Annotated in this window: 20 protein-coding genes; 8 read left to right on the top strand and 12 right to left on the bottom strand. The window is 65.8% G+C overall.

Translation table 11 applies throughout. The features are described 5' to 3' along the window. Positions 1-152: 152 nt before the first annotated feature. Positions 153-590: a L,D-transpeptidase gene (locus CI41S_RS08150; protein WP_430650002.1), complete on the top strand. Its 438-nt coding sequence runs from the start codon at positions 153-155 to the stop codon at positions 588-590. 331 nt (positions 591-921) lie between these two features. Then, entirely contained in the window at positions 922-3,135 is a 2,214-nt protein-coding gene (locus tag CI41S_RS08145) for a putative bifunctional diguanylate cyclase/phosphodiesterase (protein ID WP_139858362.1), read from the top strand. Between the two features lie 312 nt (positions 3,136-3,447). Here the strand turns inward: CI41S_RS08145 and CI41S_RS08140 are convergent, their stop codons facing one another. The 3 genes from CI41S_RS08140 to CI41S_RS08130 form a co-directional block, all read right to left on the bottom strand. Continuing rightward, positions 3,448-3,864: a DUF1801 domain-containing protein gene (locus CI41S_RS08140; protein ID WP_244626427.1), complete on the bottom strand. Its 417-nt coding sequence runs from the start codon at positions 3,862-3,864 to the stop codon at positions 3,448-3,450. A gap of 72 nt (positions 3,865-3,936) precedes the next feature. Beyond that, positions 3,937-4,719 carry a sulfite exporter TauE/SafE family protein gene (locus CI41S_RS08135; protein ID WP_139858357.1) on the bottom strand — a complete coding sequence of 261 codons (783 nt, stop codon included), beginning with the start codon at positions 4,717-4,719 and terminating at the stop codon, positions 3,937-3,939. Positions 4,720-4,910: 191 nt separating this feature from the next. Further along, the gene (locus tag CI41S_RS08130) at positions 4,911-5,516 is read right to left on the bottom strand and encodes a TetR/AcrR family transcriptional regulator (RefSeq protein ID WP_139858354.1); all 606 of its coding nucleotides are present in this window, start codon (positions 5,514-5,516) and stop codon (positions 4,911-4,913) included. Between the two features lie 104 nt (positions 5,517-5,620). Between CI41S_RS08130 and CI41S_RS08125 the strand changes: the two genes are divergently transcribed. Next, positions 5,621-5,875 (top strand): hypothetical protein, encoded by a 255-nt coding sequence (locus tag CI41S_RS08125; protein WP_244626426.1) that lies wholly within the window; start codon positions 5,621-5,623, stop codon positions 5,873-5,875. 222 nt (positions 5,876-6,097) lie between these two features. Here CI41S_RS08125 and CI41S_RS08120 read toward each other — a convergent pair whose 3' ends face one another. Then, positions 6,098-8,065 (bottom strand): methyl-accepting chemotaxis protein, encoded by a 1,968-nt coding sequence (locus CI41S_RS08120; RefSeq protein WP_139858352.1) that lies wholly within the window; start codon positions 8,063-8,065, stop codon positions 6,098-6,100. Positions 8,066-8,567: 502 nt separating this feature from the next. On the opposite strand from CI41S_RS08120, the gene CI41S_RS08115 reads away from it, so the two are divergent. Continuing rightward, entirely contained in the window at positions 8,568-8,978 is a 411-nt protein-coding gene (locus CI41S_RS08115) for a hypothetical protein (RefSeq protein ID WP_139858350.1), read from the top strand. A 134-nt stretch (positions 8,979-9,112) separates the two neighbouring features. Here the strand turns inward: CI41S_RS08115 and CI41S_RS08110 are convergent, their stop codons facing one another. Both CI41S_RS08110 and CI41S_RS08105 read right to left on the bottom strand, forming a co-directional pair. Beyond that, positions 9,113-10,285 carry an acyl-CoA dehydrogenase family protein gene (locus CI41S_RS08110; RefSeq protein WP_139858348.1) on the bottom strand — a complete coding sequence of 391 codons (1,173 nt, stop codon included), beginning with the start codon at positions 10,283-10,285 and terminating at the stop codon, positions 9,113-9,115. A 148-nt stretch (positions 10,286-10,433) separates the two neighbouring features. After that, complete coding sequence (locus tag CI41S_RS08105) at positions 10,434-11,660, bottom strand: MFS transporter (protein ID WP_139858346.1); 1,227 nt, start codon at positions 11,658-11,660, stop codon at positions 10,434-10,436. Between the two features lie 185 nt (positions 11,661-11,845). Between CI41S_RS08105 and CI41S_RS08100 the strand changes: the two genes are divergently transcribed. After that, positions 11,846-12,292, top strand: coding sequence for a methyltransferase family protein (locus CI41S_RS08100; RefSeq protein ID WP_139858344.1), 447 nt, complete (start codon positions 11,846-11,848; stop codon positions 12,290-12,292). Between the two features lie 813 nt (positions 12,293-13,105). Here CI41S_RS08100 and lepA read toward each other — a convergent pair. Continuing rightward, complete coding sequence (gene lepA, locus CI41S_RS08095; RefSeq protein WP_139858342.1) at positions 13,106-14,917, bottom strand: translation elongation factor 4; 1,812 nt, start codon at positions 14,915-14,917, stop codon at positions 13,106-13,108. 241 nt (positions 14,918-15,158) lie between these two features. Here lepA and CI41S_RS08090 point away from each other — a divergent pair, with 241 nt between their 5' ends. Next, on the top strand, positions 15,159-16,775 hold the full coding sequence (locus tag CI41S_RS08090; protein WP_139858340.1) for a glycosyltransferase family 39 protein: 1,617 nt from the start codon (positions 15,159-15,161) through the stop codon (positions 16,773-16,775). Between the two features lie 176 nt (positions 16,776-16,951). Here CI41S_RS08090 and CI41S_RS08085 read toward each other — a convergent pair whose 3' ends face one another. The 5 genes from CI41S_RS08085 to CI41S_RS08065 form a co-directional block, all read right to left on the bottom strand. Then, positions 16,952-17,278, bottom strand: a complete 327-nt coding sequence (locus CI41S_RS08085) for an HPr family phosphocarrier protein (protein WP_139858338.1) — start codon at positions 17,276-17,278, stop codon at positions 16,952-16,954. Then, complete coding sequence (locus CI41S_RS08080) at positions 17,275-17,676, bottom strand: PTS sugar transporter subunit IIA (protein ID WP_021076632.1); 402 nt, start codon at positions 17,674-17,676, stop codon at positions 17,275-17,277. Before CI41S_RS08080 ends, CI41S_RS08085 begins: the two co-directional genes overlap by 4 nt. Positions 17,677-17,763: 87 nt before the next feature. After that, positions 17,764-18,330 (bottom strand): HPr kinase/phosphorylase, encoded by a 567-nt coding sequence (locus CI41S_RS08075; protein WP_139858336.1) that lies wholly within the window; start codon positions 18,328-18,330, stop codon positions 17,764-17,766. After that, positions 18,327-20,138, bottom strand: coding sequence for a sensor histidine kinase (locus CI41S_RS08070; RefSeq protein WP_172627944.1), 1,812 nt, complete (start codon positions 20,136-20,138; stop codon positions 18,327-18,329). Before CI41S_RS08070 ends, CI41S_RS08075 begins: the two co-directional genes overlap by 4 nt. A 110-nt stretch (positions 20,139-20,248) precedes the next feature. Further along, positions 20,249-20,950, bottom strand: coding sequence for a response regulator transcription factor (locus CI41S_RS08065; protein WP_139479670.1), 702 nt, complete (start codon positions 20,948-20,950; stop codon positions 20,249-20,251). A gap of 243 nt (positions 20,951-21,193) precedes the next feature. Between CI41S_RS08065 and CI41S_RS08060 the strand changes: the two genes are divergently transcribed. After that, positions 21,194-21,928, top strand: a complete 735-nt coding sequence (locus tag CI41S_RS08060; RefSeq protein ID WP_139858334.1) for a HugZ family pyridoxamine 5'-phosphate oxidase — start codon at positions 21,194-21,196, stop codon at positions 21,926-21,928. Positions 21,929-22,074: 146 nt separating this feature from the next. Continuing rightward, positions 22,075-24,669: a CHAT domain-containing tetratricopeptide repeat protein gene (locus CI41S_RS08055; RefSeq protein WP_139858332.1), complete on the top strand. Its 2,595-nt coding sequence runs from the start codon at positions 22,075-22,077 to the stop codon at positions 24,667-24,669. Positions 24,670-24,853 lie beyond the last annotated feature (184 nt).

Raw genomic sequence — 24,853 nt, 5'->3', positions numbered from 1 at the left:
CGCGAACTGCGCCTTCATCGCAATCGCCTGATCGCCCACAGCCGCGATTAAGATTACCGGCGGCTTCCCGGCCTGCGTGTGACGTGCAGCACTTTACAATCGCCCGTTCCCGGCGACAAATGCGGACAATAAATTTCAGGGCAGGCGTTATTATGACTGGCGTGTTTGGCGTACGGCTGGCGTTTGCAGCCGCGATCGGCATTTTGACGATGGTGTTCACGCCGGCAGAGGCCGGCGTCGTTGTTCACATCGACAAATCATCGCAGCGCATGGCCGTCAGCGTCGACGGCGCGATGCGCTACAACTGGCCGGTGTCGACCGGCCGCCATGGCTACGGCACGCCGAGCGGGGTGTTTCGTCCGCAGATGATGGTGCGGCGCTGGTACTCGCGCAAATACTACAACTCGCCGATGCCGCATTCGATCTTCTTCTATGGCGGCTTCGCCATTCACGGCACCTATGAGCTCGGGCGGCTCGGCGGTCCCGCCTCGCATGGCTGCGTGCGGCTGCACCCGTCACACGCCGCGACGCTCTACGCGCTGGTCGAGCGCAACGGCCGCGGCAGCACGCGGATCGAGATCACCAACTAGACTTCTGGCTTGCAGGACGGCTCGATTGCGTCGCGGCTTAACCGCGCGATAACCCTGTTGCGCGTTGACGCATATTGATGCGCATGAGCGCGATTTCAGCGCATTCATTGGGCAATCGCGCCGCGCTTTACGGAATAATCACACCACACGGCGGGCTTCGGCGCCGCGAATCCGCTTGCAGCGCGCGGATCGCTCGCGCGCTGCGCGAAGCCGCCTGCAAAGCGGGCAGGCCGCGATGTCTCATCCGGCGCGGAGATATGCCGAGAGATACCAATTTTTCAGATACTTATCGCAGAAGTGTCGGCGAACTGGACTACGCGTGGGGCGTGCGATGCCGATGATGCGGCCAAAGAAGATCAAGAAGCCAAAGCGGGCCAAGCTGCCGCGTCCGCCGGGCCGCCGGCCCAAGATGATGGCGAAACCCTCAGGCAATTCGCGCCGCGCCGCCGCCGAGATCGGTGAGTTGGTGCGCCAGCGCGCGCAGGCCGAAGCCGCGATCGCGGAGGCGCGCAAGTCCAACGCGCGGCTGCGCGAGGCGATCGACATCCTGCCGCAGGGCATCGTGTTCCTCGACTCCGAAGGCCGCTACATTCTCTGGAACAGGAAATATTCGGAAATCTACCAGCGCAGCTCCGACCTGTTCGAGCACGGCGCGCGTCTCGAAGACACCATCCGCATCGGCGTCGCGCGCGGCGATTATCCCGAGGCCGCCGGCCGCGAGGAAGAGTGGATCGCCGAGCGGCTCGCGAAGATGTACCAGCCCGGCGCAAGGCATGAGCAGGTGCTCGCCGACGGCCGCGTCATCCTGATCGAGGAGCGGCTGACCGCGGATGGCGGCATTGTCGGACTGCGCGTCGATATCACCGAGCTGAAGCAGCGCGAAGCCTCGTTCCGCCTGCTGTTCGACGGCAATCCGGTGCCGATGATCCTGTGCGCGCTCGATGGCGAGAAAATTCTCAGCGTCAACGATGCGGCGGTCGCCCATTACGGCTACGCCCGCGCCGAGTTCGAAAAACTCTCGATCCGGAGCCTGCAGGCGTTCGATCCCGAACTGCCCTGGGCGGCGGGACGCAGCAGCGACGAGCAGGCGGCGCGGACCTGGAAGCATGTGCGCGCCGACGGCACGCTGATCGATCTTGCGATCTACTCGCGCCAGCTGATGCATGGCGACCAGCCGGCGATGCTGCTTGCGCTGATGGACATCACCGAGCGCAAGCGCGCCGAGGCGCGGCTGGCGTTCATGGCCCAGCACGACGCCCTGACCGGCCTGCCGAACCGCAATCTGCTGCGGCAGCGGATGGACGAGATGCTGCAGCACACCCGCCGCAGCACCGACAAGGTTGCGGTGCTGATGCTCGGGCTCGACAATTTCAAGGCGATCAACGACACGCTCGGCCACGGCGTCGGCGACAAGCTGCTGCGCGGGGTGGCAAAACGCCTGCGTTCGACGTTGCGCGAGGAGGACGCGCTGGCCCGGCTCAATTCGGACGAGTTCACGGTCGTGCAGGCCGGCGTGACGCGGCCGGAGGACGCGGTGCTGCTGGCGCGGCGCATTCTCGACGCGATCGGCGAGCCCTATCTGCTCGAGGGACATTCGGTGGTGATCGGCGCCAGCATCGGGATCGCGATGTCGCCCGGCGACGGCGAGGATTCCGAAAAGCTGCTGAAGAGCGCCGACATGGCGCTGTCGCGCGCCAAGAGCGAATTCCGCGGCACCTTCTCGTTCTTCGAGGCGGAGATGGATGCGCGCGCCCAGAGCCGCCGCAAGATCGAGATCGATCTGCGCGACGCGATCCAGAACGAGGGCCTGCGGCCGTATTACCAGCCGCTGGTCGATCTCTGCAGCGGCCGCATCACCGGCTTCGAGGCGCTGGTGCGCTGGCCGCATCCGGAGCGCGGCATGATCTCGCCCGCCGAGTTCATCCCGGTCGCGGAAGAGACCGGCCTGATCAACGCGCTGGGCGGGCTGATGCTGCATCGCGCCTGCATGGACGCGGCGCAGTGGCCGGACGACGTCCGCGTCGCGGTCAACCTGTCGCCACTGCAATTCCGCACCGGCAATCTGCTGTCTGTTGTCACCGACGCGCTCAGGCAGTCCGGCCTGCCGGCGCGGCGGCTCGAGCTCGAGATCACCGAGACGCTGCTGTTGGAGAAGAGCAGCCAGGTGCTGGCGACGCTGCATGCGCTGCGCGCGCTCGGGGTGCGGATGTCGATGGACGATTTCGGCACCGGCTATTCGAGCCTCAGTTATCTGCGCAGCTTCCCGTTCGACAAGATCAAGATCGACCAGTCGTTCGTGCGCGACCTCGACGCCAACCGCGACGCCCAGGCGATCGTGCGCTCGATCGTCAGCCTCGGTGTCGGGCTCGGCGTCACCATCACCGCCGAGGGCGTCGAGACCGAGGCCGAGCTGAGCTGCCTGCGCGCCGAAGGCTGCCACGAGGGCCAGGGCTTCTTGTTCAGCCGCGCCCGGCCCAACGCCGAGGTCATCAGCCTGCTGCGCGCCCAGCGTGGGGCTGTGGCGAGCGCGGCGCTGGTGGCTTAGGGCACGGTATCACCGCGTCATTGCGAGCGCAGCGAAGCAATCCATCCCTCAGCGTACGCGGAACGATGGATTGCTTCGTCGCTTCGCGCCTCGCAATGACGTTGGATGGAATTGTAGCTCGTAGCCCGGATGAGCGCAGCGATATCCGGGGCCGGCCTGCGGGCACAGCCCGGAGCCGCGAGCGCCGCGCTGGTGGCGTAGGGGCGGACGGCTCTATCAACCACGTCATTGCGAGCAAAGCGAAGCAATCCATCTCTCCGCGTATGCGGAACGATGGATTGCTTCGCTGCGCTCGCAATGACGGTGGATACACTATGTCCCGCGGTCCGGCTTCCGCCGCAAATGATACGTCAGCGCCAGCGCCACGCAGTGGCGCAGCGCCGCCTCCGGCAGCTTGCCGGCGACGTCGAGTACGATCGCGCGATTGCCGCTGTAGCTGAGCTCGGGATAGAGCTCGCGAAACGTCTCGACCAGATTGGTCTGGCAATGAAAATACACCGCGACCTGGTTCGCGGCGGGCTTCACCTGATCGATTCGAACAGTGCTGCCGCTTCCGGTCTCCACCGCGAGATAGCTTGGCTGGCCCCACTTCGACGTCTCCTGCAGCGCGCCGACGCCCTCAGTCGTCTTCGCTGTGTCGAAGATCAGGCGGCGCAACGCCAACAGCTTTGCCTTGACCGGTGCGGGATACACGGCGAACAGGGCATCGCCCGACGGCGCCGGCTTCACGCGCGCCCTCCGTGATCCCCTGTTGCTTGCCGGCTTGCCCATCGTGGTCTCCGCGGACGGCGTCCGCTCTATCTACCACAGCGCCTTGAAGGTCATATAGAGCGCCATCAGCGAGACGAAGAAGATCATCGCACTGCGCAGCGTCGTGCGGTCGATGCGGTTGGCGGCGCGGGCGCCGAGATCGGTGCCGGCGAGCAGGCCGATGGTGACGCCGGTCAGCACCGGCCATGACGCGAGCGAACCCTCGGTCCAGTAGATCCAGGCCGAGGGGATCGTGGTCGGGATCAGCGACATCACGAGGCTCGCCATCTGGGCCTGATGTTGCGGGACGCCGAGCACGGCGCTCAAGCCCACCACGGTCGCCAATCCGCCGCCGATGCCGAGAAAGCCGGACGACAGGCCGGCGAGCAGCCCGACCACAAGCAATGCCGCCCATGAGACGTCACGTCTGGCGCCGGCGTCGTCACCCTCGGGCTTGTCGCGTCCGCCGCGCAGGATCAGCATCGCATCGAGCGCGACGAGATAGGCGACATAGCTCCAGCGCAGCGCCGGCTCCGCGACGTGGTTTGCCGCGAGCGCGCCGGCGGCGCCGCCGGCGACAAAACCGATCGTCAGCAGCGCGATCCAGCACAGCGGCGTGCGGTTGCCGCTCTGCCAATAGCGCCGGATGCCGGCAAGACTGGTCGGCGGCACCTGCGCGACCAGCGAGATGCCCTGCGCGACATGCTGCCCGGCGCCGAGCAGCAGCACCGAGAACACGACGAGCCCGCCACCGGGGCTGACGCCGAGCAGTCCGGCGGTGAGGCCGCCGGCGAGCCCGGTGGCGATGCCGGCGAGGAGGTCATGCATGTTCATCGCGGCCCTCCTTTGGGATGACGGGTTGATTTGGGCAGCTTGCTCGGTGTCATCACCCGCAGGTGATCCAGTATTTGAGGCCGCAGTGCTTGAGCCGATGAGCCGCGGCGTACTGGATCGCCCGGTCCACATGCGCAATTGCGCACCGGCCAGGCGATGACGGCGGTCGATGGGGACATCGTCGCATCCTTTCAGCGCCGTGCGGCAAGGCCGGCGAGGAAGATGTCGAACGCCTGCATCGCCTCCGATGTCGAGACCGTCTCGCCCCACAGCCGCTGCAGCACGATGCCCTGGAACATGGCGACCATCGCCCGCGCGGCGCCGCGCGGCTGCACGCTGCGGTCGATCGCGCCGCTCTTCTGGCCGCGCCGCAAGAGGTCGATGGTCAGCGCGATCGGTTGGCGGATGCCGCCGACCACCTGGTCGCGCACCACGTCGTCGCGCAGCGCTTCCGCCCAGAGCTGCAGCGCGACTCTGCGGGCGCGCAAGCCGTCTTCCTTCTGCAAATCGCCGAGAAAGCCGCGGGCGATCGCGCGCAGGCTCTGCAGCGGATCGTCCGTGCTGCCCTTGACGGCGAGCAGGGCACTGTCGCGCTCATGACGGCTCTCGCCGATTGCCTGGATCAATTCCTCCTTGCCGGTGAAATGCCCGTAGATGCAGCCGGCGCTGAGCCCGGACTGCTTGATCACGTCCTGGATCGTGGTCTGATGAAAGCCCTGGCGCGCAAAGCAGATCTCCGCGGCGCGCAGGATCTCCTCGCGGCGGATGGCGAGCGTCTCGGGTTTCACCTTCGGCATTGTCGGTCCTTCAGTCGTGATCGGCCGCCACGGAAGCCGGCTTGACGACGATCTGTGGTCATTATAAAGAACGAATATTCGTTTTGTAAAGAGGAGCCATCGGCATGATCGGCTTTGCAAAGCTTTTGTGGCTGACGGGGGCGGGCGAGGTGATCTGGGACCGGCTCGCCGGCACCTACAATCGCGGCCCGCGCTTTGCGGAGCTGCGCTACGGCCTCGACGGTTTTGATGATGCCGGGAAGCGGTCGCTGCGCGGCTTGCTCAAGATGCCGTTCATGGGCGAGTGGGGAAAGCCGGCAGCGCCGACGCACGGCGAGGCGGAGCCGTCCGCCTCGCCGCCCATGCTGCCGTGGCCGTGATTACGCTCTCGGGCTACTGCGCCATAGGCCGAGGCGCAGGCTCCCTTACCGTCATCCCCGCGCAAAGGCTTCGCCTTTGTCGCTGGAGGTGCGAGTTCTTGCGAGCCTCGAAGGATGAATCGGCCCCACTGTGGCCGTCGACCCTTCGAGGGCCGCTGAAGAAGCGGCCACCTCAGGGTGACGGGTCAAGAAGCGTACGCCTGGACCTGTGACGCGCCGCGACTACGCCGCGTTGCGCAGTCCGGCGAGGAAGGTGTCGACGCTGTGCGACAGCGCGGAGGCCTCCTCGCCGAGCTGGCTTGCGGCCTGCAGCACGTTGCCGGTGAGGGCGCGGGACTGGCCGGCGGCCGCGCTCGCGCCCGCGACATTGGCGGAGACCTCGCCGGTGCCGGCGGAGGCCTGCTGCACGCTGCGGGCGATCTCCCGCGTCGCCGAATCCTGCTGCTCGACGGCCGCCGCGATCGCGGTGGCGATGCCCGAGATCTCGCGGATGGTGCCGCTGATGTCGCCGATCGCGCTGACGCAGTTGCCGGTGGCCGACTGGATTGCGCTGACCTGGCCGGCGATCTCCTCGGTGGCCTTCGCGGTCTGGCTTGCCAGTCCCTTGACCTCGGCGGCGACCACTGCAAAGCCGCGGCCGGCCTCGCCGGCGCGCGCGGCCTCGATCGTCGCGTTGAGCGCCAGCAAATTGGTTTGGCTCGCGATCGCGCTGATCAGGCGCAGCACGTCGCCGATCTTCTCGGCGGATGCCGCAAGGCTCGTCACCATGTCGGTGGTTTCCCTCGCCTTCACCACGGCATTGTCGGCAACGTGGGCGGAGTGAGTGACCTGACGGCCGATCTCGGTGATCGAGGACGCCAGCTCCTCGGTCGCCGCGGCGACGGCATTGACGCTGGCCGAGGCCGCCTCGGAGGCCGCGGCTGCCGCCGAGGTCCGCTCCGAGGCGCCGTTGACGCTGGTGGTGATCTCGCGGGCGACGCGCTGCATGTCGTCGGTCGCATGGGCGACCGCGGCGACCACGCTCTTGACGTCGGCTTCGAAGCGGTCGGCCATCTGGCGCTGCAGGGCGCGTTTCTCGGCCTCGCCCTTCGCCTTGTCGGCCTCCTGCGCCTCGCGCAGCGAGGAAGTCTCGATCATGCTGCGGCGGAACACGTCGACCGCCTTGGCCATGGTGCCGAGCTCGTCGCGGCGCTCGCTGCCGGGAATCGTGACGCCGGTGTCGCCGCTGGACAGCCGGTTCATCACCGCGGTGATCGCGGCGAGCGGCCGTGACAGGCCGCGGCCGAGCAGGAAGGCGAGCAGCACCGCGGCGGCCAGGATCGCGACCGTGCCGAGGATCAGGTTGCGCTGGGCGCTGGCGGCGGCGGCTTCATAGTCGCTGGTGTCCTTGACGATCTCGAGCACGGCGACCGGGTGGCCGGCATAGTTCTTGATTTGCCCGAGATAGAGCTCGACCGCATGGCCGTCGAGCGTAGCGTCGCGCAGCAGCGCGGCACCGTTCATCACGCTTCTGAGCTCGTCCTGGGTCGCGACCACGGCGTCGCCGAAGGTCGAGGACAGCCGCTTAAAGCTCTGGCCGTCGAACGAATGCACGGCGAGGTCGATGCCGAAGCGCTTCTTGGCGCGGTCGACGAATTCCTTGCCGAAGGCGGCGCCGACGTCGATATTGGCCAGCGTCTTGCCGTCGCGCATGATCGGGGTCATGCCGAAGATCGACAGCGCTTCGCGGCCGGGCTCGACGCCGACGATCGGCTTGCCGGCCTTGATCGATTCCACCACCGTGGTGCGCCGCGTCGAGGCGTCGTCGCCGAACACCTTCGGCGCGTGGACCCGGTAGAAGCTGGTCGCCGGGGCCTGCCAGAACGAGATCAGCGGGATGCCTTGCGCCTTGATCGCCGCACCGGGGTCGCCGAGCAGCTTGCCGAGGCCGTCGCGGTCACCCTTGGCGATGGCATCGCCGACCGGCGGCAGCGCGGCGATCACCGCCGAGACCGCAAGCGCGGCGCGGCCCTCATAGTCGATCGCCGCAATCACGCTGTCATATTGCAGCTTGAGCTGCTGATCGAGCGCGAGCCGGGTCAGCGCGCGCTGCTGGCTGATCGAGAAGCCGCCCAGGATGGCGCAGGCGACCGCAACGGTCAGTGAAATCGCCAGGATCAGGCGGGCGGCAATCGATCGAAGCTTGAACATGGGACAGGCGGAACTCCAGGCATTAGCGCCGCCCGCAAGGTCGCAGAAAAAGCTTAACAACCGGATGTTGCGCCGCCGCAATTCGTGCCCGGGCCATCGTCGCCGGTACCTACTTTCGTACGGTATGGCGAGGCCGGAGTAGATTTTGGTTGAATCGGCTCGCCAAGGTTTCGGATCACCTCTCCCCGCCGGGGAGAGGTCGGATTGCGTCTGGCGATGCGACGCATCGTCCAGTGCAATCCGGGTGAGGGCTCTTGCTCTCTGGACAGACCGTAACCCCTCACCCGATTTGCTGCGCAAATCGACCTCTCCCAAGGGAGAGGTGATTCTTCGACGCCGTTCCAGCTCAACCTAATCTCCTCGCGGTTGTTAGGGCGCGTACCCACAAACGCCAGCGGTCCGATGTCCGCTTCCGGAGAACAGGCGGACATCGCGAAGCCACGTTGAAATCGGTCGAGAATGACCCGTTGGAGACATCTGCCTCCTGCGCTAGGGTCTCTTCATGACTAGGCGTCCGACCGATATCATCACGACCAGCTTCGATTCGTTGCCTTGGCACGATGCTGAGTTGCAAGAATTGACAATCAATCGGCGTGACCCCGGGGCCTGTGATGAGATTCGCCTTCAAGTAGTCTGGCCTGATGGCGGTCGAGCAGCATTGTTATTTCGCGAATGCTATGGCTTTGCGGCGGAGATGAATTTCGGCGTCATCGCCAAAGAGCAAATTGCTGCAGCTTCAACGATTCAAGTCGATCCATATCTGAATTCGCTTCGAGACCGCTGGAAACTGCTCGGCGTGTCGTTGGATCTGCTGCGCTGTTATCGGCTTGAGACCTCTTCGACAGGTAGCGTCATCCGAATCTATGCGATTGAGTTTACGGTCACACACTTAAGCCAAATTGACCTCAAGTAGGCCTCGCCCAATCCCGGTCCAGGTGTCGCTTCTTGGCCCAAACCGACACGCCGTGCTCACCCGGCGATAGGGGGTAGAGCCGACATTGCGAATGTATGAGTACGCGCCCTGGTTCAACCTGACTTCATCGCGCCCTAACGCGCCGTCGGCGGTGCGCCGAGATTGCCCGCCAAAATCGCCTTGCCGGCATCCTCGAATTGGGTGTCGCGGGCCTGGATCTGCTGCGCGATCGCGTGCATGTCGCGAAACCGGCGCTCGAACGGGTTACGTGCGAACACCGCGGTTGCGCCCGACATGTGATAGGCGATGTCGACCACGGACGCGGACTGGTGGATGGTCCAGGTCGAGGCGATGCGGATCGCAATGCGGTGCGCCTCGGTGAGCGGCTCGCCGCGCGCGAGGTCGCGCCAGACTTCGTTGGCGGTGCTGTAGAGATAGGCGCGTGCGGCGCGCAGGCTGGCCTCGGTGCGGCCGATCTGGCCCTGCACGGCATTGTTCTCGCGCATCGCTTTCAGGCCCTGCGGGGTCTTGCCACGCGCAAGCTCGGTCGCGGCATCCAGCATGGCGCGGGCAACGCCGAGCGAGGTCGCGGCAAAGCCCATGCTGAACACCATGTTGGTGGAGAGCTTGTAGAGCGGCCCGCTCTCGCGGCACGCCGCGGGATCGTCGCGCAGCGCGGCGAATTTGTCCGGGATGAAGAGGTTGTCGACCGAATAGGAATCGGTGCCGGTGCCCTTCAGGCCGATCACGTCCCAGACGTCGTACATCACAGCCTGCGACATCGGAAACAGGATGGTGCGGATCTCCGGCGAGCCGTCCGGCTTCTTGCGCGGCGTGCCGTCTTGCTCGACGACACGGACATGGGCGCCGAGCCAGTTCGCCTGCCGCGAGCCGGAGGCAAAATCCCAGCGCGCGCTGGCGCGATAGCCGCCGGGCTCGGCACGGACCTCGTGCGCGATCGCGCCCCAGGCGAGAATGCCGGGCGCGGTGTTGAAGATCTCGCGGGCCACGTCGGGCTCGAGATAGGCCGCGGTCATGGCGCAGACGCTGCACTGGCCGAGGCACCAGGCGGTCGAGGCGTCGGCCTTGGCGATCTCCTCCTGCATCTGCATGAAGGCTTCCAGCGTCACCTCGGCGCCGCCAAAACGCTTCGGCAGCAGCGCACGATAGAGTCCGTTCTCGACCAGCGCCGCTGTGACGGCCGGCGTCAGCCGCCGCGTCCGCTCGATTTCGTCGGCGTCGGCTGAGATCAGCGGCGCCAGCGCGCGGGCCCGCGCGGCGAGATCGAATTCTTGCGGCTTGTTCATGCGTTCCTCTGCCCCGTTTTGGCGTTGTTGTTGGGCGGGCGCGCGATGGTGGCCCATCCGGCGGGAGAGGGCAAGGCGGGTTGGCACGCGCGCAGATCAGCTATCCCGGCGGCGCCGCTGTGTGACGCCGCGACGAACGTGTCGCAGCTTACGCCGCGGCGCGGCCGAGATCGAGCGAAGCCCGGCCCTTCGATGGGAAGCTCAGCGCCACCGCGACCGCCGCGAGGCCGATGGCGAACGAGCCGGCGTGCAGCCACGTATAGCCGTGGAACGTGTCGAACACGTAACCGCCGGCCCACGGCCCGAGCGCCATGCCGAGGCTGGCAAACGCCGACACCGCGCCGAACACCGTGCCCATGATGCGCGCGCCGAAGAATTCGCGCACCAGCACCGCATAGAGCGGCATCACCCCGCCATAGGCGAGGCCGAACACCACGGACAGCGCGTAGAACTCGCCGAGCCGCGCCACCGCGAGATAGGTCGCGATCGCGAACGCCTGCACCAGGAGGCCGCCGACCAGCACCGGCTTGGCGCCGAGCCGATCGGCCAGCACGCCGAGTAACAGACGGCCGCCGAGCCCGGAGAAGCCGGCGAGGCTGTAGACGGTGACCGCGGTGAGCGGCGCGATGCCGCACACCATGGCGTAGGACACCATGTGGAAGATCGGTCCGGAATGCGCGGCGCAGCAGGCGAAATGCGCGCCGGCGAGCGCAAGGAATTGCGGCGTGCGCAGCGCCTGTGCCGCGGTCCATTCGCTCTCCGGTGCGCTCGCGGCCGCATCGTTCGCGACCTCGGTGCCCTGCGGCGCCGGTCGCACCAAAAACGCCGCCGGGATCAGCAGCGCCCACGCGGCGATGCCGATCACGAGCATCGCGGTGCGCCAGTCATAGGACGTGATCAGCCAGCTTGCCGACGGCGCCACCGTCACCGGCGACACGCCCATGCCGGCGGAGACCAATGCCACCGCAAGGCTGCGATGCTTGTCGATCCAGGCGCTCGCCAGCGCCATCATCGGCGCATAGAAGCTGCCCGCCGCAATCCCGACCAGCACGCCGAAGCAAAGCTGGAATTGCCACAGGCTCTGCGCCTGGCTCGCCGTCACCAGCCCAAGCCCGAGCAACAGGCTGCCGGCCAGCACCACGATGCGGGTGCCGAACCGGTCCGACAGCGTGCCCCAGGCAAAGGCGGCAAACCCCATGCAGAGGAAATCCAGCGTCGCCGCCGCCGAGATGCCGGCGAGCGACCAGCCCATCGCATCCGAGATCGGCTGCAGGAACACCGCGAGCGACAGCATGGTACCGAAGCCGACGCAGGTCATCAGCGCACCCGCGCCGACGACGACCCAGCCATAATCGAACCGAGCGGCCTTGCTCATCGCGTTTCCCCTGCCGTTCTTGTTGTGTTGTCGAGCGGCAGGCGATGGTGGCCTATCCGGCCGATCGGGGCAAGCACCGGCGGATTGGCGCTGCCGACCCAAAGCGAACAAATTGCTGCGCTAGCAGACTATTGCAATGGCAATCGAGGCGCTCGTCGCGCGTCGCTGTTGAGCGGGACACCGCCATGCTCAAGCTTCCTCCGCCGATCTGGACGCTGATCTATATCCTTCTCGCCGCGCTGCTGAGCTGGTGGCTCGGCTGGCCGACGCCAGCCGGCCTGCCGATTCCGCTGCTGGGAATCGTGCTGGTGGCGGTTGCGTTCGTTCCGCCGGTATGGGCGTTCATGCTGTTTCAGCGCGAGGGCACCGAGATCGAACCGACATCGCCGACCAACCGCGCGTTGGTCACGCGCGGTCCCTACCGCTTCACCCGAAACCCGATGTATTCCGGCCTCGTGCTGCTTGCGCTCGGCATCGCGATCTGGGTCGGGGCGTGGCCGATGTTCATCGCGCCGATCGCCGTGTTCGCGACCACCAACTGGGTGCACATCCCGTTCGAGGAAGCCAAGATGCGCCGCCAGTTCGGCGCCGCCTATGACGATTATGTCGCGCGGGTGCGGCGCTGGGTGTGAGCGGGCTGCGCGAGCGGGATGAGATTACTAGAGTGCTCTATCCGCAATTCCAGGCGCGCCCGATCGGCGTCCAGGTCCAGCACGGACCAAAGCTGCCGCCATTGTAGCGGCCGCGATAGAAGCCGGGCCGGCCGAAATAGTGCCAGTCGCCGCCATAGTAATATTGCGGCGACCAGTCCGGATAGGGCCCGTCCTATCTTGTTTCTTGCGAGTGACGCAAAGACGCCCGCGCCTGAACCTTTCGGAGTACGCACATCCTCCGGGGCAGGCCAGGCTAGCTGTTCATGGGCTTTTGCAAGGGAAACGGAGCGTTCGGTCACGATTTGCGATCACGGGGTCATATAATCCAAATGGATCGGCGAAGTTGTCGAACGCTAGGCGATTTTCTAGGAAGACGCACGACCTGCTTTGTACGCGCGTCGCCAACCACCGAATCAACACTGGAAGATACTGCAAACCCGTAGCGAGCCATGAAAAACCATCGTCTGAATAATGTTCCTATTTTGTTCTTTTTCTGAGGCCTGTCAAGGGCGGATTTCCGACCTCCGACTCGCGATCCGAGAACACCAATCAAGAACTTCGGATGACCGAACGTGCCTTTCCACTAAGCAGCTCACGCTTGTGAACTCGATACGCTGTTGTGGGGCTTGGTACGCGAAATAGGAGGCACCACGCAGCGGGCATCATGACGGGATGCCGCTGTTTGCCTGACATGTCACATATCTGTTGCGGTATTCAAGCACCTTGCCGACGCGGGCCGGCTACTTTGCATGGGGTTGTTTTTCGCGATTCAGCTGGAAGCCGACCGGCGCCTCAGCTGTCCACCTTGAGCGCGGCAATGAAGGCTTCCTGCGGGATGTCGACCTTGCCGAACTGCCGCATCTTCTTCTTGCCTTCCTTCTGCTTCTCCAGAAGTTTGCGTTTGCGGGTGATGTCGCCGCCGTAGCATTTTGCGGTGACATCCTTGCGCAGCGCGCGGACGGTTTCGCGCGCGATCACCTTGCCGCCGATCGCCGCCTGGATCGGGATCTGGAACATGTGCGGCGGGATCAGCTCCTTCATCTTCTCGACCATGGCGCGGCCGCGGCCTTCGGCGCGGGTGCGATGCACCAGCATCGACAGCGCGTCGACCGGCTCGGCGTTGACCAGGATCTGCATCTTGACGAGGTCGGCCGGCTTGTAGTCGGTCAGATGATAGTCGAACGAGGCGTAGCCCTTGGAGACCGACTTCAGGCGGTCGTAGAAATCGAACACCACTTCGTTGAGCGGCAGATCGTACTTCACCATCGCGCGCGAGCCGACGTAAGTCAGCTCCTTCTGCGCACCGCGGCGGTCCTGGCACAGTTTCAGGACGCTGCCGAGATATTCGTCGGGGGTGAGGATCGTGGCCTCGATCCACGGCTCGTCGATCTGGGCGATCTTGACCACGTCGGGCATGTCGACCGGGTTGTGGATCTCGAGCTCGGTGCCGTCGGTCAGCTTCATCTTGTAGATTACGCTCGGCGCGGTCGCGATCAGGTTGAGATCGAACTCGCGCGACAGCCGCTCCTGGATGATCTCCAGATGCAATAGCCCGAGGAAGCCGCAGCGGAAGCCGAAGCCGAGCGCGGCCGAGGTTTCCATCTCGTAGGAGAAGCTCGCATCGTTAAGCCGGAGCTTGCCCATCGCCGCGCGCAGCGTCTCGAAGTCGTTGGCGTCGACCGGGAACAGGCCGCAGAACACCACCGGGATCGCCGGCTTGAAGCCGGGCAGCATCTCGCTGATCGGCTTCCTGTCGTCGGTGATGGTGTCGCCGACCCGGGTGTCGGCGACTTCCTTGATCGCGGCGGTGATGAAGCCGATCTCGCCGGGGCCGAGCTCCTCGACCTGCTCCATCTTCGGCGTGAAGAAGCCGACGCGCTCGATGTCGTAGGCGGCGCCGGTGCCCATCATGCGGATGCGGCTGCCCTTCTTCATCACGCCGTCGACGACGCGGATCAGCACGACGACGCCGAGATAGACGTCGTACCAGCTGTCGACCAGGAGCGCCTTGAGCGTCGCGTCGCGGTCGCCCTTCGGCGGCGGCAGGCGGGTGACGATGGCTTCCAGCACGTCCGGCACGCCGACGCCGGTCTTGGCCGAGATCATCACGGCGTCGGAGGCGTCGATGCCGATCACGTCCTCGATCTGCTGCTTGACCTTCTCGGGCTCGGCGGCGGGCAGGTCGACCTTGTTCAGGACCGGCACGATCTCGTGATTGTTGTCGAGCGCCTGGTAGACGTTGGCGAGCGTCTGCGCCTCGACGCCCTGGCTGGCGTCGACCACCAGCAGGGAACCCTCGCACGCCGCCAGCGACCGCGACACCTCGTAGGCGAAGTCGACATGGCCGGGCGTGTCCATCAGGTTGAAGATGTAATCCTTGCCGTCCTTGGCGCGGTAGTTGAGGCGGACGGTCTGCGCCTTGATGGTGATGCCGCGCTCGCGCTCGATATCCATGGAATCGAGCACCTGCTCCTTGCCCGCCATTTCGCGATCCGACAGGCCGCCCGTCATCTGGATCAGGCGGTCGGCCAGGGTCGATTTGCCATGGTCGATATGGGCGACGATGGAGAAGTTGCGGATGTTGGAAATCGGGGCAGTTGTCATGGGCGCGGGATAGCATCCGCAGCCCCGCGCGGGCAACCATAATGCAGTATTTTGCAGGGGCATGACGGCGAATCGCGGAGGCGTTCCGGCCGGCCGCCGTAATGATTTCCGGTCACGTTTCTGCTAGGCGTTCCCGGCGCCGCCTTTTCCGAAAGATCAACCTCTGACAGACCGAAGGCGCTGGAGCCCTTCTCACGCCAAGCTGATTTCGCGGGCCCTCAAAACACGCTACCCAGAGACCATGTCGACTGCCTCCTATCTCCCTGCCGCGCGCCGCGCCAAGCGCAAGCTCTCGGTCCGCCGGACCGCGGCGTGGCTCGCCGCACGCGCCACCGATCCGAACACGGCCGTGTGGCTCGTGGTCGGTTTCGCGCTGCTCCACGCGCTGCTGTGGACGCTGATCCTGATCAAGCTCAAGGCCGCGCAGGACGTCCATATGGACGTCGCGGAGGCCTATGCCTGGGGCCAGCGCTTCCTGCTTGGCTATGGCAAGCACCCGCCGCTGTCGGGCTGGATCGCCGGCGTCTGGTTCAGGATTTTCCCGGTCACGAACTGGTCGACCTACCTGCTCGCGATGACCACCGTGAGCTCCGCGCTGGTGGTCTGCTGGCTGATCGCGCGGCGTGTCGTCGACCATCGCCGCGCGTTCTTCATGGTGGTGATGCTCGCGCTCTATCCGATCTTCAATTTCAAGGGTTTCAAGTACAACGCCGACCTGGCGCAGCTGGTGCCGCTGCCGCTCGTGGTGCTGGCCTATCTGAACGCGTTCGAGAAGCGCACCGTCAAATCCGGCCTGTGGCTCGGCTTCGCCGGCGCGCTGGCGCTGATGACCAAATACTGGGTGGTGACGGTGATCGGCGCCATCGGGCTGGCCGCGCTGATTCATCCGCAGCGGCTCGCCTTCCTGCGCTCGCCGGCGCCATGGGTTGCGCTCGGCACGATGGCGGTGGCGATGATCCCGCATCTGGTGTGGCTGGAGGAGGTGAACTTCCTGCCGTTCACCTATGCCGGCGACGTCTACGCGCTGCCGAGCCGCGCGCTCAATCTCCAGCACGTCACCGGCTATATCGGGCACAATCTGGCGCTGCTCGCGGCGCCGGCGGTGCTGGCCTTGATCGCGCTGCTGGCGGTGGCGCTGGCGCGCTGGCCGCGGGCGGGCGCGCCGGCATGGATCTGGTCGCGCGGGCCCAATCCGGCGGTCAATCTGCCGCAGGCGCTCAACATCTGGCTGATCCAGCTGATCGTCGCCATCGGGCCGCCGCTCGGCGCGCTGGCGTTCTCGGTCTACATCAAGACCGACTGGGGCATCCCGCTGTTCTTCCTGGTGCCGCTGGCCCTGATCGCGATCCCGACGCTGCGGATGCCGCGCATGGCGCTGTTCGCGATCACCGCGATCTGGTTCGTGGTCACGATCGTCACGCTGATCGCCGCGCCGAGCATCGCCTCGCAGGAGGTGGCGTCGAACCGCACCGGCGCCTCGACCTATGCCGCGCGCTCGGAGCTGGCGCGCGAGCTGACCGAGACCTGGCAACGCAAATTCCATTCGCGCTGGGCGGTCGTGGTCGCCCGCTCCGACATCGCCGAGCCGATGACGTTCTACAGTCCCGACCATCCCGCGGCGATCATGCCGGGCGAAGCGTGGTCGTCGGGACTGACCTCGCTCGACGAGGCCAAGCGTCTCGGCTTCATCGGCATCTGCGATCCCAAGGAGCCGGAATACATCACGCCGTGCGAGACGTGGATGGCGGAGCACGCCAAGGGCGCCGAGCAACTGGTGATGACCACGCAGCGCTTCTTCGGCGGCCATCCCGGCCCGTCGACGGCCTGGAAGATCTATCTGGTGCCGCCGGCGAAGTGATGCCTCTTGTCTCTGCCCGCTTGCGGGGAGAGGTCGGATCGCATCAACGATGCGATCCGGGTGAGGGGGTACAGGTCTATCCAAGCACGTTGCTCGCGGAGAGAGCCCCTCACCCCAACCCTCTCCCCGTAAGAACGGGGCGAGGGAGCGCACCGTGCTTGCGGCCTCAGAATCGCCTAGGTGCCTTCTTCGTTGAACTTGCTCGCGACCAACTCGGCGATGGCGTTCAGCGCCTGCTCGGCTTCGGCGCCCTTGGCGGAAACCACCACCGTGGTGCCGGGACCCGCGGCGAGCATCATCAGCCCCATGATCGAGGTGCCGCCGACGGTCTCGCCGCCGCGGGTGACCCAGACCTCGGCGTCGAAGCGCTCGACCATCTGGACGAACTTGGCCGACGCCCGCGCGTGCAGGCCGCGCTTGTTGACGATCAGGAGTTCACGGGAGATCGCATCCGCGGGCACGCCCGGGCCGACGTCGTTCGCGCCCGGGGTCTCGCCGCTCATTTGCCTGCGAGAACACGGCTGGCGATGGTGACGTATTTGCGGCCGGCTTCCTGGGCCATCGCGATCGCGTCAGGCAGCGAGCGCTCCTCGCGGACCTTGGCAAGCTTGACCAGCATGGGAAGGTTGATGCCCGCGAGCACTTCCACCTTCGGGCGGCTCATGCAGGAGATCGCAAGGTTCGACGGCGTGCCGCCGAACATGTCGGTGAGGATCGCGACGCCATCGCCGCTGTCGACGCGATTCACCGCTTCGATGATATCGCTTCGACAGAGATCGGAGTCGTCCTCGGCTCCGATCGTAATTGCTTCAATTTGTTTCTGCGGACCCATCACGTGTTCGAGCGCCGCTCTGAACTCGTCGGCAAGGCGCCCATGGGTCACCAGCACTAGACCAATCATCGGAAACTCCTCGCGGGCGCTCTTTGGTGCACCGCACGAACGCGCCACTTTGACCATCCAGAGGCCCTGCGCAAGAGGGCATCTTGGCTAGTCTCCCTGATCCTGGCGGTAGAGAGGGGAGGCTGCGCCGACTAAATCCGGCGCGATAGTGGATGTGATATGGTTACCAATTCCCTTCCCACAATTGCCCGCAAGATTACGGGAACATGAACTTTCAGTTGTCGTCAGCGCTGCGACAACCAGCGGCAGGGGTTGGAAACCGGCGGAAACCGGGATTCTCGGTATCAAAACACCATTGAGGCTGATTTTGAGTGCCTCCGGCGGAGGCAGCCGCTCTGCATCGTCAGCGGCCAGATCGACGACGAGCCCGACGATGGCCTCTGCCACGAACGGGCAATGGCGGATTCCGAGGCCCCGGATTTCGATCAGACCGGCCAATTGCGGCGCCGGGCGGACCCACAATTGTTCGCCGGCTGTGTCGAGATGGACACGGTCGTCCCCCACCAAAATGGCCTGCGGAAGCTGTCCGGTGCGCCCGGCGAGAATCAGATCGAACGCCAGACGGGACTTGCCGGCCCCCGAGGGGCCCCGGATCAGCACGGCCCGTTCGCCAACTAGGACGGCGGATGCGTGCACGCTTGAATTGTCGCTCATAGCGAAGGCAGCCGGACCACGAATCGCGCGCCGGCGATCGTGGGCTTGCCGTCCTCGTCCGCTGCGCCAAAGCGGTTCTCGGCCCAGATCCGCCCGCCATGCGCTTCGATGATCTGCTTGGAGATCGAAAGGCCGAGGCCCGAGTTCTGGCCAAAGCCCTGGTGCGGCCGGTCGGTGTAGAAGCGCTCGAAGATCCGCTCCAGCGCATCCTCGCCGATGCCGGGGCCGTCATCGTCGACCACGATCTCGACCTCGCCGCGGACGCGGCGGCAGACGATGCGCACCTTGTCGCCGGGCTTGGAGAACGACTGCGCATTCGACAGCAGGTTCGAGATCACCTGGCCGAGCCGTGAATCATGGCCGGGCACCGACAGCGTGTCGGTCGGTCCGCGGCCCTCGAAGCGGGCCTCGACGGCGACGTCGTGGCCGAGCCGGGTCTCGTTGGCGACGCCGGTCAGTGTCGTCAACAGCCGGCGCAGATCGACCGGCGCCATGTCTTGGCGCTGCAACTCGGCGTCGAGCCGGCTGGCGTCCGAGATGTCGGAGATCAGGCGGTCGAGCCGCTGGACGTCGTGCTCGATCACGGCGAGCAGCCGCGCGCGGCTGTTCTCGTTGCGCGCCAGCGGCAGCGTCTCGACCGCGGAGCGCAGCGAGGTCAGCGGGTTCTTCAGCTCGTGGGCGACGTCGGCGGCGAACATCTCGATCGCCTCGATGCGGCTGTACAGCGCGTTGGTCATGTCGCGCAGCGCGCCGGACAGATGGCCGATCTCGTCGCGGCGCCCGGTGAAGTCGGGAATTTCGACGCGGGTCTGGATGCGGTGGCGGACGCGCTCGGCGCCGTAGGCGAGCCGCCGCACCGGGCCCGCAATCGTGCTCGCCAGGAGCAGCGACAGCATGATCATGACCGCGGACGCGACGCCGCCGACCTTGAGGATGGCGAGACGCTCGGACAGCACCAGCTGGTCGATGTCGTCACCTTGGGTGGTCAGCATCAGCGCGCCGCGCACCGCGCGGAAATGCTGCACCGGCACTGCGACCGACACCACGACCGCGCCGCGCTCGGTGACGCGGACCATGCTGCTCTTCATGCCCTCGAGCGACTGGGCGACTTCGGGATAGCCCTTGCCGCCTTCGGGACCGAGTTCGCGGTAGACCGGCAGGTCGCCGCGGTTGAACCAGGTCTTGATCGCGATCTTGGTCTTTTCGTACAGCGACGGCTTCTCCGACGGCGGCGGCAGCTCGAAGCGCAGCACGTCGCCGCGGGCAAACAGATTGCGGCTGTCGAGGATCAGCCCGCCGTCGCGGTCGAAGATGCGGGCCCGCGTCTTGGTCGGCGCGATCAGCCGGCGCAGCACCGGCGCGACGCGCTCGGGATTGATCGGGAAATCGGCCGATTCGTCCGGCTGGCCAAAGCTCTCGCCGGGCTTCAGGTCGAGCAGGCGGTCGGGATCGATGGTGACGGTATTGCCTTCGACCGTCGCCGAGGCTGCGATCGCCTCCGAGATGATCTCGGCATAGACCAGCAGGCTCTGGGTGCGGGCCTCGATCAGGCCCTGCCGGAACTGCGAGAGATAGAGGATGCTGGCGACCAGCGCGACGAGGCCGGCCAGATTGAGCGAGACGATGCGGCGCGTCAGGCTCGAGAACGACAGTGCGAAGAAGAACTGGCCGGCGCGGCGCAGCCAGCTCAGCGGACGCCGCCAGCCTTTGTCCCGCGCCGCTGCATCGTCGGCGACGAGGTCCTGTTCGAGGAGCTGTGACGCGTCCCCGTTGTTCAGTCCAGGCTCGGGCTGCGTTCGATCAAGCACTGGCAAGACTGCCGGTTGGATTGGAGGTTGCCCCGCGAAGCAGGCGTCCGCGAGAGCTTATCCCAGCCGCGCGGACGCTGTCAGTTAACAAACCGCCCCATTAGCGCAGATCAGGCTTCCTTGAAGCGATAGCCGACGCCGTACAGCGTCTCGATCATCTCGAACTCGTCGTCCACGACCTTGAACTTCTTGCGCAGCCGCTTGATGTGGCTGTCGATGGTGCGGTCGTCGACATAGACTTGGTCGTCATAGGCGGCGTCCATCAGCGCGTTGCGGCTCTTCACCACGCCGGGCCGCGTCGCCAGCGCCTGCAGGATCAAGAACTCGGTCACCGTCAGCGTCACCGGCTCGTTCTTCCAGGTGCAGGTGTGGCGCTCCGGGTCCATCCGCAGCAGGCCGCGGTCGAGCGCGCGGGCGTCCGGCTCCTTCGGCGGCGCGGTCGGATCCTTCGGCTGGCCGCGGCGGAGCACGGCCTTGACGCGTTCGACCAGCAGGCGCTGCGAGAACGGCTTGCGGATGAAATCGTCGGCGCCCATTTTCAGGCCGAACAGCTCGTCGATCTCTTCATCCTTGGAGGTCAGGAAAATCACCGGCAGGTCGGACTTCTGGCGCAGCCGCCGCAGCGTCTCCATGCCGTCCATCCGTGGCATCTTGATATCGAGGATCGCGAGGTCGGGCGGCGACGTTCGAAATCCATCCAGCGCCGATGCACCATCCGTGTAGGTCATGATGCGATAGCCTTCGGCTTCGAGCGCGATCGAGACGGAAGTGAGAATGTTGCGGTCGTCGTCGACCAAGGCGATTGTGGGCATGAGCTGCTTTCACAATGAGAGTGGCTTAAACGGCGGGCATTCCAAGCGACGCGCCGTCAAAATGGGCTTCGAACGTGGTCAACCGAGCAATGCAAGCTGGGCTGAAGTGTGACCGAGTTCCGCAAAAACTGCTTCTGCGTCCCATGCGATGGACCCCATATAGCACCCTGAGACCACGAGAAAAGGCCCTTTTTCATCGCAAAGCGGCGGGTTCCGCAATTAAACTGACCCAACAGGCCTCCCATGCAACCGACCGCCGATTTCGACTCCGCTCACCTCGCCCGCTCGCTGCTCCGCCGCAGCCGCCAGGGGGCGCTCGCCACCCTGATGACCGGCAGCGGCGATCCCTATTGTTCGCTGGTCAATCTGGCCAGCCATCCGGACGGCGCCCCGATTCTGCTGATTTCGCGGCTGGCTCTGCACACCCGGAACATCCTGGCCGACGGCCGGGTGTCGCTGATGCTGGACGAGCGCGCCGAGGGCGATCCGCTGGAAGGCGCCCGGATCATGCTGGCGGGGCGGGCGGAGGAGGTTGTGGAGGCTGAGCGGGAACTCGTTCGCCGGCGCTACCTCGCGGCCCATCCATCAGCGGAAGCCTTTGTTGAATTTAAGGATTTTTCGTTTTTTCAGGTGCGGCCGAGCGGCGCCCACCTGGTCGCCGGGTTCGGCCGCATCGTCGACCTCAGCCCTGCACAGTTCCTGACCGATCTGAGCGATGCCGAGCCGCTGCTGGAGGCTGAGGCGGGCGCGGTCGCGCATATGAACGAGGACCACCGCGAGGCGATGAACCTCTATGCCACCCGCCTGCTCGGCGCCGAGAGTGCGGACTGGATCACAACCGGCTGCGACCCCGACGGCATCGACCTGCAGGCCGGCCGCAAGACGCTGCGGCTGGATTTTCCCGAGCGCGTCACCGATGGCACGTCGCTGCGCAAGATGCTGGTCCGGCTCGCCGGTGAGGCGCGCGCCAAGACGTAGCGATCACCGATCGCGACAAATCTTCCAGGCCTTGAACGGACATTGTCGCTGCCGCGACCCATGGCAGACCCTTGGCAGCGCAGCGAGGCATCATGTCGCACGACCACTGCTCCTTGCGCGATCGGTGATGCGGCGGAGCGAGGCTCATGAAGTCAGGCATTCATCTGGTCGTCGCGGCGTGGCTCGCGCTTGCCGCAAGTACCGGCCTGAGTGCGCCGGCGTTCGCGGAAGGCGTCGCTGCGCTGAGCGCTAAAATCAACGCGCTCAGCCGCGCCGGCAAATATGCCGAAGCCGTGCCGCTGGCGCAGGGCCAGCTCGATAGTCTCGAGAAGAAATACGGCCCCGACAATCGCGACGTCGCGGCGGCGCTGAACAATCTCGCCCAGCTCTATGGCGAGCAGGGCCGCGACGCCGAGGCGGAGCCGCTGCTCAAGCGCGCCATCGCGATTCTCGACAAGGTGTCCGGCCTCAACTCCGCCGAGGCGGCGCCGGAGTTGAACAATCTCGCCGCGCTCTATCAGCGCCAGCAGCGCTATGCCGACGCCGAGCCGCTGTTCAGGCGCGCGCTTGCGATCCGCGAGAAGGCGCTCGGGCCGAACCATCCCGATCTCGGCCAATCGATCAACAATCTCGCCACGCTCTACGAAAAGCTCGACCGCCATGAGGATTCCGAGCCGTTGTTCAAGCGGGCGCTGGCGATCTACGAGAAGGCCGCCGGCCGCGAGCATCCCGCGGTCGCGACGCTGCTCAACAATCTCGGCCAGGTCGAGAAGGTGCAGGGCCGCTACGCGGAGGCCGAACCGCTGATCCGGCGTTCGCTTGCGATCCGCGAGAAGGTTTTGGGGCGTGAGCATCCCGACGTCGCGCGCTCGCTCAACAACCTTGCCGATCTCTACGAACGCCAGGGCCGCTATACGGACGCCGAGCCGCTGTATCAGCGCGCCGTCGCGATCCGGCAAGCCGCGCTCGGGCCCGATCATCCCGATCTTGCGATATCGCTCAACAACCTCGCCTCGCTCTACCAGGCCGAAGGCCACACCAAGGATGCGCTGCCGATCGTGCAGACCACGATCGCAAGCGGCCGCATGCAGCTCCGCGTCGCGCTGCCGGTGCTGCTGGCCGCGCAGCGTCAGCAACTGCTGCCGAGCGAGAAGGCGCTCGACGATGCGCTCAACGTGGTGCAGCGCGCCACGCAATCATCGGCGGCGTCGGCGGTGAACAAGCTTGCGGTGCGGCTGGCCGCCGGCACCGATCGGCTCGCGCAACTGGTTCGCCGCGATCAGGATCTCGCAAGCGAGGCCGAGGCGCTCGACAAGTCGCTGCTGTCGGCGGTGTCGAAGGATCGCGCCAAACGCGATGCGGCCGCCGAGGCGAAAAGCCGCGCGCGGCTCGCCGCGATCGCTGCCGAACGCGCCAGCCTGCAAAAGACGTTTGCCAGCGAATTCCCCGACTATGCCGCGCTGTCGAATCCGCTGCCGATGACCGCAAAGGAGATCCAGTCGCTGCTTGCCGCCGACGAGGCCATGGTGCTGTTCGCGGTCGCCGAGAAGGAAAGCTTTGTGTTCGCGCTGACCCGCGATGGCGTCGATTGGACATCCATTCCGCTCGGCGCCGGCGCATTGTCGGCGAAGGTTGCTGCGTTTCGCCGCGGCCTCGACATCGGCAAGGCGCAGGACGCCACCGGCAAGGCCGGCCTGTTCGATCTGGCGCTGGCCAACGAGCTCTATGCGGCGCTGCTCGGCCCGGTGGAATCGCTCATCAAGGACAAGCGCAGCCTGCTGGTTGCGCCGGTTGGATCGCTGACAGCGCTACCATTTCATTTGCTGGTCACCGCGCCGCCGCCGGCCGCGATTCCCGAAACCTTTGCCGGCTATCGCGACGCCGCCTGGCTGTTGAAGCGGCAGTCCGTCTCGATCCTGCCGGCGGCCTCCAGCCTGAAGGCCTCGCGCGTGTTCGCGCGCAAGGAGCAGAGCACCAAGCCACTGACCGGCTTCGGCGATCCCCTGTTCAATCCGTCGCTCGAAGGCGCCGGCGACAACCGCACGGCCGTCAAGCAGGCCTCGCGTGCGCTGGTCACTTCGGCCTACACCGATTTCTGGCAGGGCGCCGGCGTCGATCGCGTGCGGCTTGCGGCGGCGCTGCCGCAACTGCCTGATACCGCCGACGAGTTGAATGCCGTTGCAAAGGATCTCGGCGCAGCCACTACCGACATCCATCTCGGCGCCGACGCCAGCGAAACCACGGTCAAACGCGCGCAATTGGCCGATTACGGCATCGTCTATTTCGCGACGCACGGCCTTGTCGCCGGCGATGTGAAAGGTCTTGCGGAACCTTCTCTGGTCTTGAGCATTCCAAAACAGCCGTCCGCTTTCGACGACGGCCTGCTGACCGCAAGCGAGGTCGCGCAGCTCAAGCTCAACGCCGATTGGGTGGTGCTATCTGCGTGCAACACGATAGCCGGCGACAAGCCCGGTGCCGAAGCCCTCTCGGGGCTGGCGCGGTCGTTCTTCTATGCCGGCGCGCGGGCATTGCTGGTGTCGCACTGGTCGGTGGATTCGGAGGCCGCAACGCGGCTGACCACATCGACATTCGATCGTTTGAAGGCCGATCCGATGCTCGGTCGCGCCGAGGCGCTGCGCCAAGCCATGCTGGCCTATCTCAACGACACATCGTCGCCGCGAAATGCATACCCGGCATTCTGGGCGCCGTTCGCCCTGATCGGCGAGGGCGCGGCCCGCTGACTGGCACCGATTGTGCATCGCAGCGCCCTGTAGACAGGGAGTATGGTGGCGAAACGCCGCGCGTCTCCTTTGAAAACAACAGGAAAGCGAAAGCAGGGCGAAACGCTGCCGCGCTGCGGCATATGCACATGACGATGTGGCTGCCTTGGAATCAACCAAAAGCCAGTCGACTAGCTTGGCAAGC

This window comes from Bradyrhizobium ivorense (assembly GCF_900696085.1).
Taxonomy (GTDB): Bacteria; Pseudomonadota; Alphaproteobacteria; order Rhizobiales; family Xanthobacteraceae; genus Bradyrhizobium; species Bradyrhizobium ivorense.
This window is presented reverse-complemented; position numbering and strand designations above follow the sequence as displayed.

Bases quoted from the DNA above. Each gene is read 5' to 3' on its own strand.
- CI41S_RS08090 (WP_139858340.1), top strand. From the start codon at position 15,159: ATGTCGACTGCCTCCTATCTCCCTGCCGCGCGCCGCGCCAAGCGCAAG.
- CI41S_RS08100 (WP_139858344.1), top strand. From the start codon at position 11,846: ATGCTCAAGCTTCCTCCGCCGATCTGGACGCTGATCTATATCCTTCTC.
- CI41S_RS08150 (WP_430650002.1), top strand. From the start codon at position 153: ATGACTGGCGTGTTTGGCGTACGGCTGGCGTTTGCAGCCGCGATCGGC.
- CI41S_RS08145 (WP_139858362.1), top strand. From the start codon at position 922: ATGCCGATGATGCGGCCAAAGAAGATCAAGAAGCCAAAGCGGGCCAAG.
- CI41S_RS08130 (WP_139858354.1), bottom strand. From the start codon at position 5,516: ATGCCGAAGGTGAAACCCGAGACGCTCGCCATCCGCCGCGAGGAGATC.
- CI41S_RS08135 (WP_139858357.1), bottom strand. From the start codon at position 4,719: ATGAACATGCATGACCTCCTCGCCGGCATCGCCACCGGGCTCGCCGGC.
- CI41S_RS08115 (WP_139858350.1), top strand. From the start codon at position 8,568: ATGACTAGGCGTCCGACCGATATCATCACGACCAGCTTCGATTCGTTG.
- CI41S_RS08085 (WP_139858338.1), bottom strand. From the start codon at position 17,278: ATGAGCGGCGAGACCCCGGGCGCGAACGACGTCGGCCCGGGCGTGCCC.
- lepA (WP_139858342.1), bottom strand. From the start codon at position 14,917: ATGACAACTGCCCCGATTTCCAACATCCGCAACTTCTCCATCGTCGCC.
- CI41S_RS08080 (WP_021076632.1), bottom strand. From the start codon at position 17,676: ATGATTGGTCTAGTGCTGGTGACCCATGGGCGCCTTGCCGACGAGTTC.
- CI41S_RS08060 (WP_139858334.1), top strand. From the start codon at position 21,194: ATGCAACCGACCGCCGATTTCGACTCCGCTCACCTCGCCCGCTCGCTG.
- CI41S_RS08125 (WP_244626426.1), top strand. From the start codon at position 5,621: ATGATCGGCTTTGCAAAGCTTTTGTGGCTGACGGGGGCGGGCGAGGTG.
- CI41S_RS08105 (WP_139858346.1), bottom strand. From the start codon at position 11,660: ATGAGCAAGGCCGCTCGGTTCGATTATGGCTGGGTCGTCGTCGGCGCG.
- CI41S_RS08065 (WP_139479670.1), bottom strand. From the start codon at position 20,950: ATGCCCACAATCGCCTTGGTCGACGACGACCGCAACATTCTCACTTCC.
- CI41S_RS08055 (WP_139858332.1), top strand. From the start codon at position 22,075: ATGAAGTCAGGCATTCATCTGGTCGTCGCGGCGTGGCTCGCGCTTGCC.
- CI41S_RS08110 (WP_139858348.1), bottom strand. From the start codon at position 10,285: ATGAACAAGCCGCAAGAATTCGATCTCGCCGCGCGGGCCCGCGCGCTG.
- CI41S_RS08120 (WP_139858352.1), bottom strand. From the start codon at position 8,065: ATGTTCAAGCTTCGATCGATTGCCGCCCGCCTGATCCTGGCGATTTCA.
- CI41S_RS08075 (WP_139858336.1), bottom strand. From the start codon at position 18,330: ATGAGCGACAATTCAAGCGTGCACGCATCCGCCGTCCTAGTTGGCGAA.